We start from the raw sequence: 13,374 nt of genomic DNA on the forward strand, positions 1-13,374 counted from the left end.
AGCTAGGATGTGACTCGGCGGGGGCGTCCGCTCCCCGCGAACTTATTCTGTGAACATGGAGGAGTTTCGATTTGATGCGTTTATCGACATTGGTGCTGGCGATCGGCATGGCGCTGGGCACGCAGGCTCAGGCGGCAGAAACCCACCCGCACGCCGACCACAGCGCACTGCCCAGCGGCCAGGCGAAGGAGGCTAACGTGACCGGTGAAGCCAATCAGCACGAGAATAAAAAGAACGCCAATCCGTTCTTCTATCAGAGCCGCCTGCCGTTCCAGGCGCCGCCGTTCAACCTGATCAAAGAAAGCGACTATGCGCCGGCCATCGACGCGGGCATCAGGCAAAAGCGGGAAGAGGTGGAAAAAATCGCCAATAACCCGGCCAGGCCCAACTTCAAGAATACCTTTATCGCGCTGGAGCAGTCCGGCGCGCTGCTGACGCGGGTGATGAACGTGTTCGGCGCCATGACCTCGGCCAACACCAGCGACGCGCTGCAAAAGCTGGATGAGGAAAGCTCGCCGAAGCTGGCGGCGCTGAACGACGATATCATGCTGAACGGCAAACTGTTCGCGCGCATCAAGGCCATCTATCAGCAGCGCGACGCGCTGAAGCTGGATGCGGAGTCGCGCCGCCTGGTGGAGGTGACTTACAAGAACTTCGAACTGGCCGGCGCCAATCTGTCCGATGCCGATAAGGTCAAGCTGAAGGCGCTGAATCAGGAAGCGGCGACGCTGAGCACCCAATTCACCAACAAACTGCTGGCGGCGAGCAAAAACGGCGCGCTGGCGGTCACCGACCAGGCTAAGCTCGCCGGGCTGTCCGAGGGCGAACTGGCCGCGGCGGCGCAGGCCGCCGGCGAACGCAAGCTGGACAAGCAGTGGCTGCTGGTATTGCAGAACACCACCCAGCAGCCGGACCTGCAGAGCCTGAAAGATCGCGAGACGCGCAAGGCGCTGTTCGACGCCTCCTGGACGCGGGCGGAAAAGGGCGACGGCAACGATACTCGCCAGACGATCTCTCGCCTGGCCAAGGTGCGCGCCGAGCAGGCCAGGCTGCTGGGTTTCCCGAACTACGCCGCCTGGAAACTGCAAAACCAGATGGCCAAAACGCCGGATGCGGCGCTGAGCTTTATGCGCAACATCGTGCCGGCGGCCACCGCGCGCGCCGGGCGCGAGGCCAAAGACATTCAGGCGGTGATCGACCGGCAGAAAGGCGGCTTCAAGGTCGAGGCCTGGGATTGGCAGTTCTACGCCGAGCAGGTGCGCAAGGCCAGGTACGATCTGGATGAGTCGCAGATCAAGCCTTACTTCGAGCTGGATAACGTGCTGAACAACGGCGTGTTCTACGCCGCCAACCTGCTGTACGGCATCAGCTTCAAGCAGCGCAAGGACATCCCGGTTTATCAGCCGGACGTCAAGGTTTATGAGGTGTTCGATAAAGACGGCAAATCGTTGGCGCTGTTCTATACCGACTACTTTAAGCGCGACAACAAGGGCGGCGGCGCCTGGATGAGCAACTTCGTCGATCAGTCGAAGCTCAACGGCACCCGGCCGGTGATTTACAACGTCGCCAATTTCACCAAGCCGGCGCCGGGCCAGCCCGCGCTGCTGTCTTATGACGACGTGATCACCCTGTTCCACGAGTTCGGCCATGCGCTGCACGGCATGTTCGCCGATCAGGAATACCCGAGCCTGTCCGGCACCAACACCGCGCGCGACTTCGTCGAGTTCCCGTCGCAGTTCAACGAGCACTGGGCCAGCGATCCGAAAGTGTTCGCGCACTTCGCCAGGCATTACCAAACCGGCGAAGCGATGCCGCAGGCACTGGTCGACAAAATCAAGAAGGCCGACAAGTTCAACAAGGGCTATGACATGACCGAACTGCTGTCCGCCGCCTTGCTGGACATGCACTGGCATATGCTGACCGCCGACCAGCCGCAGCAGGACGTCGACAAGTTCGAAGCCGAGTCGCTGCAGAAAGACAAGGTCGACCTCAGCTATGTGCCGCCGCGTTACCGTTCCAGCTACTTCCAGCATATCTGGGGCAACGGCTACGCCGCCGGTTACTACGCCTACCTGTGGACCGAAATGCTGGCGGACGACGCCTTCCAGTGGTTCAGCGAGCACGGCGGCCTGACGGCGGAAAACGGCCAGCGCTTCCGCGACATGGTGCTGTCGCGCGGCAACAGCCAGGATCTGGAGAAGCTGTACGTCGACTGGCGCGGCAAAGAGCCGAGCATCGAACCCATGCTGATCAACCGCGGGCTGAAAGACGAGTAATCGCCTGCGATAGCCGCAAAACCGGAGCCGCCGCGGCTCCGGTTTTTTTTTGCCTCGCAGACAACGCTGAGCGGGATGCCGACAAAACACCAGCAATTCCACCGGCTCCCGTCGGCAATGCCGCAATGCAGGCTATTCACCACTTCCGCGATGGCTTCGCCCGTCAGTGGCCGGGATCAGCGATTCACCACCTTGGCCGGCAGGGCGACCACCAGCAGCGAGCTGAGCAGCAGGCAGCCGGCGAAGGCCCACAGCGCGCCGCCGCTTTTGCCGGTCAGATCCAGCGCCAGCCCCATCAGCGAATTGCTCACCAGCCCGGCGATGTTGGCCAGCGAACAGGCCAGCGCGAAGCCGGTGGCCGCCGCGGTGCCGCGCAGGAAGGTGGCCGGCAGGCTGAAGAATACCGGCACCGCGCCGATGATCGCCGCCTGGGCGACGGAAAACAGCAGCACCGTGGCCACCAGATTATGGGTGAAGAAGGTGCTGCCGGCCATCGCCATCGCGCCGACGATAAAGGGCACGATAATGTGCCAGCGCCGTTCGCGCAGCCGATCCGAACTGCTGCCGATCAACAGCATGCCCAACAGGGCGGCCACGCTCGGTATGGCGGTGAGGTAGCCGATGGTGGTGATGTCGGTCACGCCGGCGGTTTTGATAAAGGTCGGCATCCAAAAGCCCATGGCGTAGGCGCTGAGCAAAATGGCGAAGTCGATGCCGCCCAGCATCCACACCTTCAGGTTAAAGAAACCGTCGCGGAAGCTGTGCTTGCTGTGGCTGGCTTCGGCGTCGTCGCGCGCCAGATCCTCGGCGATGCGGCCTTTTTCTTCCTGCGTCAGCCATTTGGCCTGCTGGTAGGTGTTCGGCAGCACCCAGAAGGTCAGCACGCCCAGCAACACGCTGGGAATGCCCTCCAGCAGAAACAGCCACTGCCAGCCGTGCAGCCCGTGGCGCATGTCGAAGTGGCCCATGATCCAGCCGGAAATCGGCCCGCCCAGCACGCTAGACAGCGGCAGGCCAATCATGAACAGCGCGATGATGCGGCCGCGGCGGTAGGTGGGGAACCACAGCGTCAGGTAATACAGCACCCCCGGCAGGAAGCCGGCCTCCGCCACGCCGAGCAGGAAACGGATGGCGTAAAACTGGTTGGGGGTGGTGACGAACATGGTGGCGGCGGACAGCAGCCCCCAGGTGATCATGATGCGGGCGATCCACACCTTGGCGCCGACGCGCTGCAGGATCAGGTTGCTCGGCACCTCGAACAGGATATAACCGACGAAAAACAGCCCGGCGCCCAGGCCGAAGGCCGCTTCGCTCAGCTGCAGCGCGTCGGTCATCTGCAGCTTGGCCAGCCCGACGTTGATGCGGTCAAGGTAGGCCGCCAGATAACACAGGCAGAGGAACGGGATCAGCTTCCAGGTGATTTTGCGGTACAGCAGCAGCGATTCTGCGCCCGCTTTCCCCGCTGACGGGGTGTCAACAATGGCCATGATGATGTCTCCAGGTGGTGCGTTGTGGCCTCCGGAGGAGGTGCCTGTTGTGTTTGCGTTGCGCCGGCCTGTTTCGGGCGGTCGCGTGAGGCGCTTTTCGCGCCTTCGTTATTGTTGTTGCAGGTGAAGCCCGGTTCAGCGCCGTTTCAGGTAATCGATCGCCTCCCGTTTGCTCACCACGTCGCCGTACTTGCTGTCGATGTCGAATAGGTTGGCCTCATGCGGGCCGGGGTGGCGATCGCCGACGCACTCGCGCACCACGATGGTGCGAAAGCCGTGCTGTACCGCATCCACCGCGCTGGCGCGGATGCAGCCGCTGGTGGAGCAGCCGATCAACAGCAAGGTGTCGATCCCTTGCGCCACCAGCAGCGGCGCCAGCGCGGTGCCGAAAAAGGCGCTGGCGTACCGCTTGCTCAGCACCACTTCATCGGCCAGCGGCGCCACCGGCGGACAGAACGCCGCCAACGGATTGCCTTCGACCATGTCTTTCATTACCGGCGCTTTTTTGACCCACATGCCGCCATCGGCAAAATGGCCTGCATGATAGCGGATATTGGTGTGGATCACCGGAATTCCCGCCTGGCGCGCGCAGGCCAGCAGCGCCACGCTTTCGTCGACCGCGCTGACCACGCCGGGCGCGAACAGCGGCGCGCCCGGCGTGGTGTAGCCCTGCATGAAGTCGATCGCCAGCAGCGCCGGGCGTTGGCCGAAACCGATGCGCCGGCCCCAGACGCCGCTGTAGTTATCGGCAAGCGATTCGCTCATGGTGCCTCCTCAGTAAGCGCCGGAAAGCAGGGCGCCCGCGCCGGGCACGATCGGCTCCAGCTCCAGCGCGGTCAGCATTGCGTAGGTGGTGGCGATGGCGGCGGTGAGCACCGGTTTGCCGGTTTGCGCCTCAACCGCCGGCACCGCCGGCAGCGAAGGCATCTGCACGCAGGCCGAAAGCACGATGGCGTCGACGTCGCTCAGGTCCATCTCCGCGACGATGCCCGGCAGCCTGGCCGGATCGTGGCGGCCGACCTCGAGGTTGTCGGCGATCTCCAGCGCGCGCCACACCTTGACCTCGATGCCTTCGTGCTGGATGTAGTCCACCACCATCTGGGTGAGCGGCTTCATATAGGGCGCCACCAGCGCGATGCGTTTGGCGCCCAGCACCTTCAGGCCGTTGACCAACGCGCCGGCGCTGCTGACAACCGGCGCGGCGGCGTTGTTGTTTTGCGTCACCTGCGCCAGCCTGGCCTGCGATTCGCGATGGTAGCCCAGGCCCATCGACATGATGGCCACCAGGCAGGCGTAACCGAGCACGTCGACCCGGGCGTCGGAAAGCTCCAGCGCGCAGCGATCGGATTCGGCGTCCATCGCCGCCAGTTCCTCTTTGTTGACGTGCTTCATGCGCATGCGGCTGGAGTGGAAGGTGAAACGTTCCGGGCGGATCAGCTGGCGCGCGGTCAGCATCGCCGGGATCTCGGTTTCCATGGTGGTGTTGGAGCTGGGCACTATCTGGCCGATACGGTAGTTGTTGCTCATGATTGGCATTCCTCAATTAATCCAGAAAGTCGCCCAGGGCGCGGAAGAAACCGTCAACGTCGTCCCACGGGATCATATGCCCGGCGTTCTCGACCTCGACGATGGCGATTTCCGGCTGCAGCGCGCGGATTTCCTCGCGATCTTCCGGCAGGATCACCCCGCCTTTGCCGGCGATCATCAGCAGCGTCGGCATGGTCAGCCGCGGGTAGTCGCCGTGGCTGTCGACCTGGTGGAAATCGTCATAGGCGCGTTGGATGGCGGGCTCGTAACAGGTATGCAGCCACTCGGCGCGCAGCCGGCGCTGCTCTTCGCTCCAGGTCGGGCAGTAGGCGCGCATCTGTTCGGCGTCCATCCCCTGGCGCGACTGGCGGATCGAATCGGCGTACCACGGCCACTTGCCCGGGTAGTCGCGCCGCCCGGGGCCGGACACCGGCGGATCGACCAGCACCAGCCGCCGTGCGCCGGCCGGCTGCAGCGCCGCGGCGCGCAGGGCGAAGCGCGCGCCCATCGAATGGCCGAGCAGGGCGTAGCTCTGCAGCCCCAGCGCGGCGGCGAAGGCGTTGACGTCCTGCGCGCAGGTTTCGGCATCGTAGGCCAGCTCCGGGCCGCTGGAGGAGAGGCCGCGGCCGCGCACGTCGAGCACGTAGGTGTCGTATTTTTCGCCCAGCCGTTCGGCGACGAAGCCCCAGGTGATCGCCGGGCTGGTGATGCCGGGGATCAGGATCAGCGTCGGCCCGCGGCCGCCGTAGCGCAGGTAGTGCTGGCGGATGCCGTTGGCTTGCACATTGGCGCCATACAGGAAAGTGCTCATGCGGCGTTCTCCGATTTCAGCGATTGCGCATACAGGTCGTAGCCGTAGACCCAGGCCGGATCTTCCTGGGTGCGCAGGAAGGTGTTGGCGTTGGATACCGCCTGCACCCTTGATGCGCGCTCCTTGCGGTTGGCCTCATACAGCTGGAAGGCGGTGCGGTAGTCGCTCAGCCCGGTTTCCTGCAGGCAGCGGGTCAGCATGGCGGCGTCTTCGATCGCCATCGCCGCGCCCTGCGCCATATGGGGTTTCATCGGGTGGCAAGCGTCGCCCAGCAGCACCAGCCGGCCTTCGCTCCACAGCGGCAGCGGCTTGCGGTTGAGCAGCGGCCATTTGGTGACCTGTTCGCTGGACTCGATCAGCGCCTGTACGATCGGGTGGTAGCCGGCGAAGGTGTCGAACATCTCCTCGCGGCTGCTGTCGATAAAGCTGCCCTGGAAATCCCAGGCCGGGTGCGGCACGCCGCTGACGTAATAATATTCGTCACGTTTTTGAGTGGTGTAGTAAACCATCAGGTGGCGGTCCGCCGACCACCACTTCACGCAGTCTTCGAAACTCAGGTTGTACTTCGCCAGCGTCTCGCCGCGGATCAGCGCGCGGTGGGCGACCCAGCCGCTGTAGGTGGGGGCTTCCGCACCCAGCAGGTGCTCGCGAATGCGCGAGTTGATGCCGTCGGCGCCGATCACGATATCGGCCTGGGCCGAACTGCCGTCGGCGAAGTTCAGCATCACGCCGTCGCCGCGGTCTTCAATCTGGCTCAGGCACTTGCCGAAGTGCAGCGTGCCGGGCTGCAGCGCCGACAGCTGCAGCGCCTGCAGATCGCCGCGGTGCACCGTCACATAGGCGGCGCCGTATTCCTTGCGGGCGAAGGCGCCCAGCTCGATGCGCGACAGGTAATCGCCGCTTTCCGCGTCGCGGCTGAACCAGAAATCAGGGTGCGAAGCCATCTGCTCCAGCGGCTGTTCGATGCCGAGGCGCCGGAAAATCTTCAGCACGTTCGGCCCCATGTGGATGCCGGCGCCCAGCCGAGAAAACGCCGGGCTCTGCTCATACAGATCGACGGTAAAGCCGGCTTTTTGCAGCAGCCCGGCGGCGGCGGCCCCGCCCAAACCTGCGCCGACCACGGCGATGCGTTGTTGTTTGCTCATCATGTTTCCCCTGTCTGTTGGCTTTTTCACTCTTGCGCCCAACGCGGTGTCGGACGACTGATTTATAGTGTATACGCTAAATAACGCAAAGTTGCACAAGTGTTAAATTAGATCTTGCTCACGCTAATTGGCGGTTAACTTCTGTTAATCTCAGGGTAATCACAGGATTGATGGGGCGTGAAATAGGACTTTCTTATGGATGCGAGCGACGTCTTGCTTCCCGTTGAATTTTGGTCTTATATGATAAAAGAGTGTGTTCGCTTTAATTCGTGCAAAATATCGCCGGCCGCCCGTGGGCCGTCGGTCACCCTTGACGCAACAGGAGATACATCATGGCGGTCAATGATAGTCAGCTGGTTCAACTGTTCGAACAGGTGCTAACGCTGTCGAAGGTCGATGCTTCGCAGAGCGTGGCGATCCTGAAAAGCCACTATTCCGATGCGCGCACGGTGCGCGCCGCCACCGATGCCGCGCTGCGGCTCGGCGCCAAGGTGTATGCGGTGGAGCTGCCGTCGTTCAACCACCCGCGGGCGATGGGCAACGACATGACCGCCTACTGCGGCGACACCGCGTTGACCGGCAACCCTGCGGCGCAGCGCGCGCTGGAGGCCGCCGATCTGATCGTCGACACCATGATGCTGCTGCATTCGCCGGAGCAGGAACAGATCCTGAAAACCGGCACGCGCATTTTGCTGGCGGTCGAACCGCCGGAGGTATTGGCACGGATGTTGCCTGATGCTGAGGACAAGGCGCGGGTGCTGGCCGCCGCGGCGGTGCTGGAGCAGGCGCAGCTGATGCAGGTGAAATCCGCCGCCGGCAGCGATTTTCGCGCGCCTTTGGGGCAGTACCCGACGGTGACCGAATACGGCTATGCCGATGAACCGGGGCGCTGGGACCACTGGCCGAGCGGTTTCCTGTTCACCTGGCCTAACGAAGAGCAGGCGGAAGGGGTGCTGGTGCTGGAGGTGGGCGACATTCTGTTGCCGTTCAAGAGCTATGCGCGCGAACGCATCACCCTGGAGATCGAAAAAGGCTTCGTGACCCGCATTCACGGCGGCTTCGAGGCGGAGTATCTGCGGGAATACATGAAGTATTTCAACGATCCGGAGGTGTACGGCATCTCGCACATCGGCTGGGGGCTGCAGCCGCGCGCCCAGTGGACGGCGATGGGCCTGCACGATAAAAACGACGGCATGTGTATGGATGCGCGCGCGTTTTACGGCAATTTCCTGTTCTCCACCGGGCCGAATACCGAAGTCGGCGGCACGCGCAAAACGCCTTGCCATATGGACATTGCGCTGCGCCGCTGCGATATCGCGCTCGACGGCCAGACGGTGGTGGCGGACGGCGAGGTGGTGGCGCCGGCGGCGTCGCGGGTGCGCCAGGGTTAACCGTTGCTGTTAACCGCGGGGGTTTGTACTATTCTCGGTGAATTCCATAGACGGTGAGAGTAACGCAATGACGCCCCCCGAATACCCGGCTGCAGAGAGCGGCAAGCCTGAAAACTATCACTTTACCGAACAGGTCGGGCACCTGCTGCGCAAGGTTTATCAGCGCCACGTGGCTATTTTTCAGCACAACGTCGGCGATTCGCAGCTGACCGCGGTGCAGTTCATCACCCTGTGCGCGGTGCGCGACATGGGGCCGAGTTCGCTGACCGAGCTGGTGCAGGTGACGGCGGTCGATCAGGCCACCATTCGCGGCATCGTCGAGCGGTTGAAGGCGCGCGAGCTGATCACCGTCATGCCGGATCCGATCGACCGGCGCAAGGTGGTGGTCGGGCTGACCGACGCCGGCGCGGCATTGCTGGCTGAAACGCTGCCGCATGCGGCGAAGATCACAGAACTGACCTTTGGCACCCTGAATCCGGCCGAACGTATAGCGCTGATATTCCTGCTCAATAAAATGCTGGAGGATCCGCAGCCCGGCTGACTCGCCATCGCAACTTCGGTTGTCTGGCGGTCGGCGGCGCGGTTCTCGGCCCACAAAAGACAACCAGAGCGCAGGCGGAGACGCGACATGGCGATATCTGAAGTGCAATCGTCCAGGGAGGGCGCGATAAAAACGCTGACGGAGCATCCGCTGATGCTGTCGGTGAACGGCGAAAACATCCATACCCGGGTAATGGCGGACACGCCGCTGTTGCTGGTGCTGCGCAACGATCTGGCGCTCAACGGCCCCAAGTACGGCTGCGGCCTGGGCGAGTGCGGCGCCTGTACGGTGCTGATTGACGGCGTGGCGGCGCGCGCCTGCGTGATCCCGGCGCTGGGCATTGCCGGCCGCGCGGTCGTCACGCTGGAAGGGCTGGGCGACCGGGAACACCCGCACCCGGTGCAGCGCGCCTTTATCGAAGAACAGGCGGCCCAGTGCGGCTACTGCCTGAACGGCATGATCATGACCACCAAGGCCCTGCTGGATCGCAACCCGTCGCCGAGCGACGCGGAGATCCGCCAGGCGCTGTCCGGCAATCTGTGCCGCTGCGGCACCCATATCGAAATTCTGCGTGCGGTTCAGCGCGCCATCATTCTCTGCCGCGATGAGGAAACCCAGCCCGATGACTGACGCCCATTCCCCATTGCCGACCCAGGCCGAGCTGCTGCAGCGCGACGGCGTGCTGCTGATTATCGACAGCATTCAACCGCCGCCGGGCCTGGTGCCGAAAGGCCAAACGCCGACGCTGAAACCCAAAGAGCAGGGGCTGTTCATCGCCCTGTGCGACAGCGGCGAAATCTACGCCTTCAACGGCCATGTCGATCTCGGGACCGGCGTACGCACCGCGCTGGGGCAGATAGTCGCCGAAGAGCTGTATCTGCGCATGGATCAGGTGCGCATGGTGCTGGGCGATACCGAGCGCGCGCCGAATCAGGGCGCCACCATCGCCAGCGCCACGCTGCAGATTTCCGCCGTGCCGCTGCGCAACGCCGCCGCCGAAGCGCGCCGCTGGCTGTTGCAGCGGGCGGCGCAGCGCTTTGGCCTGCCGGCAGAGCAGCTGACGCTGGAAGAGGGACGGATCCGCAACCCGCAGGGGCAGACGCTCGGCTACGCCGAGCTGGTGGCGGGCGGGCACGTCGAGTTGGCGATTTCCGGCGATGCGCCGCTCAAACCTCAGGCCGAATACCGGCTGGTGGGCACCAGCGCCGCGCGGGTCGATATTCCGGCCAAGGCCACCGGCGAATCCACCTACGTGCACGACATGCGCCTGCCGAACATGCTGCATGGCCGGGTGGTGCGCCCGCCGTACGCCGGTTACGACAGCGGCGAATTCGTCGGCACCAGCCTGCTGGCGGTGGATGAAGCTTCGATCGCCCATATTCCCGGCATCGTCAAGCTGGTGACGATCGGCGATTTCATCGGCATCGTCGCCGAGCGCGAAGAGCAGGCGATCAAGGCGGCGCAGGCGTTGCAGGTCAGCTGGAAGGACTGGCGGCGCAATCTGCCGCAGCTGGCCGACGTGGCGCAGGCGCTGCGCGACAATCCGCGCTCGACCCGGGTGGTGCACGACACCGGCGACGTCGATGCGGCGCTGGCGGCGGCCGACCGGCGCTTGACCCGCAGCTACCTGTGGCCGTATCAGCTGCATGCCTCGATCGGGCCTTCCTGCGCACTGGCGGACTATCGACCGGAGCGGCTGCAGGTGTGGTCCGGCAGCCAGAACCCGCATCTGCTGCGCGCCGATCTGGCCTGGCTGCTGGAGTACCCCGAGCAACAGATAGAAATTATTCGCATGGAGGCCGCCGGCTGCTATGGCCGCAACTGCGCCGATGACGTCTGCGCCGACGCGGCGCTGCTGTCGCGCGCGGTGGGGCGGCCGGTGCGGGTGCAGCTCACGCGCGAGCAGGAGCACCTGTGGGAGCCGAAGGGCACCGCGCAGCTGATGGAGGTGGACGGCGGGCTGGACGCCGCCGGCCATCCGGTGGGTTACGATTTCCGCACCTATTACCCCTCCAACGGCGCGCCGACGCTGGCGCTGCTGCTGACCGGCCGGGTAGAGCCGCTGCCGGTGGCCTATGAGATGGGCGACCGCACCTCGGTGCCGCCGTACGACTATCCGGCGCTGCGCGTCAGCATCGAAGACATGGCGCCGATCGTGCGCGCCTCCTGGATGCGCGGGGTTTCCGCGCTGCCGAACACCTTCGCGCACGAATCTTACATCGACGAGCTGGCGCATGCCGCCGGCGTCGATCCGCTGGAGTATCGGCTGCGCTATATCAGCGACGAGCGCGCCAGCGAACTGATGCGCAGCACCGCCGAACGCGCCGGCTGGACGCCGCACACCGAACCGATGCAGACCCCGGCGGAAGACGGGGTGCTGCGCGGGCGCGGCTTTGCCTATGCGCGCTATATCCACAGCAAGTTCCCCGGTTTCGGCGCCGCCTGGGCGGCCTGGGTGGCCGACGTGGCGATCGACAAAGCCAGCGGCGAAGTGGCGGTAACGCGCATCGTGGTGGGGCATGACGCCGGCATGATGGTGAATCCCGACGGCGTGCGCCACCAGATCCACGGCAACGTGCTCCAGTCCACCAGCCGGGTGCTGAAGGAGCGGGTGACCTTCGAAGAGTCGACGGTGTCCAGCAAGGAATGGGGCGCCTATCCGATCCTGACTTTCCCCGAGGTGCCGGAAGTCGACGTGGTGATGATGCCGCGCCCGTACGATCCGCCGCTGGGCGCCGGTGAATCGGCCTCGGTGCCGAGCGCGGCGGCCATCGCCAATGCGGTGTTCGACGCCACCGGCATCCGGTTTCGCGAGCTGCCGATCACCTCGGATCGCCTGCGTGAGGCGCTGAACGGCCCGGACAGCGCCCGGCAGGCGCCGCCGCCGGCCAAATCCCGGCGCAGCAAATGGTGGTTCGGCGGCGCGGCCGGCCTGTTCGGCGCGGTGTTGGGCATCGCCGGCGCCGCGCTGCCTTGGCGCGCCGAAATCGCGCCGGTCGCCACGCCGGGCGCGGGCACCTGGTCAGCCGCCACGCTGGAGCGCGGCCGTCAGCTGGCCGCCGCCGGGGATTGCGCGGTGTGCCACACCGCCGCCGAGGGGGCGACCAACGCCGGCGGGCTGGCGATGGAAACGCCGTTCGGCACCCTGTACAGCACCAATATCACGCCGGACGTCGAAACCGGCATCGGCAACTGGTCGTTTACCGCCTTTGAGCGGGCGATGCGGCAGGGCATCAGCCGCGACGGCCGCCATCTGTACCCGGCGTTTCCTTATACCGCGTTCAGTAAAATGACCGACGGCGACATGCAGGCGCTGTACGCCTATATGATGTCGCAGCCGGCGGTATCGCAAAGCAACCCGGCCAATCAGATGCGTTTTCCGTTCAACATGCGGCCGCTGATGGCCGGTTGGAACGCGCTGTTTCTGCGGCAGGGCGAGTTTCAGCCCGACCCCGCCCAGACCGCGCAGTGGAACCGGGGCTCCTATCTGGTCAACGGCCTCGGCCACTGCGCAGCCTGCCACTCGCCGCGCAATCTGCTGGGCGCTGAAAAGGGCGGCGCGGGTTTTCTGGCGGGCGCGATGGTCGACGGTTGGGAAGCGCCGGCGCTGAATCAGTTGGCCAATGCGGATAAACCCTGGAGCGAAGAACAGCTGTTCCAGTACCTGCGCAGCGGGCACTCGAGCGAACACGGCGTGGCGGCCGGGCCGATGGGGCCGGTGGTCGGCGAGCTGGCGACGCTGCCCGAATCCGACGTGCGGGCGATGGCCAACTACCTGATTTCACTGAGCGACCCGGCGCCGCTGAATGTGGAGCCGCAGGCGCAGCTGGCCGCCCGCGTTAAGCCGGCGTTTTCGCAGCAGGCCGGCGAGCGGCTGTTTCAGGGCGCCTGTCAGGCCTGCCACAGCGCCGCCGCCGGCGGGCCGCAGCTGTTCGGCGTCAGCCCGGATCTGGCCGCCAACACCAATATCTTCAGTGAGCGGCCGGATAACCTGATCAACGTGATCCTGCAGGGGATCTCCAAGCCGGCCACCGCCGGGCTGGGCTTTATGCCGGGTTTTAAAGACAGCTTCTCGGATCGGCAGGTGACCGATCTGGTGAACTATCTGCGCCAGCGCTACGCCGGCGACAAACCGGCCTGGCGTGATGTGGAGGCGCAGGTGGCGCGGCTGCGCGCCAACCCGGGCAGCCATTAAC

At 64.8% G+C, this 13,374-nt stretch carries 10 protein-coding genes; 5 read left to right on the plus strand and 5 right to left on the minus strand.

Annotation, left to right across the window (positions count from 1 at the left end; all coding sequences use genetic code 11):
* Window positions 1-74: 74 nt before the first annotated feature.
* Window positions 75-2,276, plus strand: a complete 2,202-nt coding sequence (gene dcp / locus D7I37_RS19560) for a peptidyl-dipeptidase Dcp (protein WP_129544196.1) — start codon at window positions 75-77, stop codon at window positions 2,274-2,276.
* Window positions 2,277-2,452: 176 nt separating this feature from the next.
* On the opposite strand, the gene D7I37_RS19565 is transcribed toward dcp, so the two are convergent.
* From D7I37_RS19565 to D7I37_RS19585, 5 genes are all read right to left on the minus strand, one after another.
* Complete coding sequence (locus tag D7I37_RS19565; RefSeq protein ID WP_061795646.1) at window positions 2,453-3,763, minus strand: MFS transporter; 1,311 nt, start codon at window positions 3,761-3,763, stop codon at window positions 2,453-2,455.
* 135 nt (window positions 3,764-3,898) lie between these two features.
* Entirely contained in the window at window positions 3,899-4,528 is a 630-nt protein-coding gene (locus D7I37_RS19570) for an N-carbamoylsarcosine amidohydrolase (protein ID WP_061795647.1), read from the minus strand.
* Window positions 4,529-4,537: 9 nt separating this feature from the next.
* The gene (locus tag D7I37_RS19575) at window positions 4,538-5,290 is read right to left on the minus strand and encodes an Asp/Glu racemase (protein ID WP_061795648.1); all 753 of its coding nucleotides are present in this window, start codon (window positions 5,288-5,290) and stop codon (window positions 4,538-4,540) included.
* A gap of 16 nt (window positions 5,291-5,306) precedes the next feature.
* Window positions 5,307-6,101, minus strand: a complete 795-nt coding sequence (locus D7I37_RS19580; RefSeq protein WP_129544197.1) for an alpha/beta fold hydrolase — start codon at window positions 6,099-6,101, stop codon at window positions 5,307-5,309.
* Complete coding sequence (locus D7I37_RS19585) at window positions 6,098-7,249, minus strand: FAD-dependent monooxygenase (RefSeq protein ID WP_061795650.1); 1,152 nt, start codon at window positions 7,247-7,249, stop codon at window positions 6,098-6,100. The genes D7I37_RS19580 and D7I37_RS19585 overlap by 4 nt, the downstream gene beginning before the upstream one ends.
* 329 nt (window positions 7,250-7,578) lie before the next feature.
* On the opposite strand from D7I37_RS19585, the gene D7I37_RS19590 reads away from it, so the two are divergent.
* The 4 genes from D7I37_RS19590 (at window position 7,579) to D7I37_RS19605 (ending at window position 13,373) form a co-directional block, all read left to right on the plus strand.
* Window positions 7,579-8,637 carry a 2,5-dihydroxypyridine 5,6-dioxygenase gene (locus D7I37_RS19590; protein ID WP_061795651.1) on the plus strand — a complete coding sequence of 353 codons (1,059 nt, stop codon included), beginning with the start codon at window positions 7,579-7,581 and terminating at the stop codon, window positions 8,635-8,637.
* Window positions 8,638-8,704: 67 nt separating this feature from the next.
* Window positions 8,705-9,178, plus strand: a complete 474-nt coding sequence (locus tag D7I37_RS19595) for a MarR family winged helix-turn-helix transcriptional regulator (protein WP_061795652.1) — start codon at window positions 8,705-8,707, stop codon at window positions 9,176-9,178.
* Between the two features lie 87 nt (window positions 9,179-9,265).
* Window positions 9,266-9,808 carry a (2Fe-2S)-binding protein gene (locus D7I37_RS19600; protein WP_061795653.1) on the plus strand — a complete coding sequence of 181 codons (543 nt, stop codon included), beginning with the start codon at window positions 9,266-9,268 and terminating at the stop codon, window positions 9,806-9,808.
* Window positions 9,801-13,373 carry a molybdopterin cofactor-binding domain-containing protein gene (locus D7I37_RS19605; RefSeq protein WP_129544198.1) on the plus strand — a complete coding sequence of 1,191 codons (3,573 nt, stop codon included), beginning with the start codon at window positions 9,801-9,803 and terminating at the stop codon, window positions 13,371-13,373. Before D7I37_RS19600 ends, D7I37_RS19605 begins: the two co-directional genes overlap by 8 nt.
* The last annotated feature ends 1 nt before the right edge of the window (window position 13,374 follow it).

Origin of the sequence: Serratia sp. 1D1416 (assembly GCF_003641105.1) — a bacterium.
GTDB lineage: Bacteria > Pseudomonadota > Gammaproteobacteria > Enterobacterales > Enterobacteriaceae > Serratia > Serratia ficaria.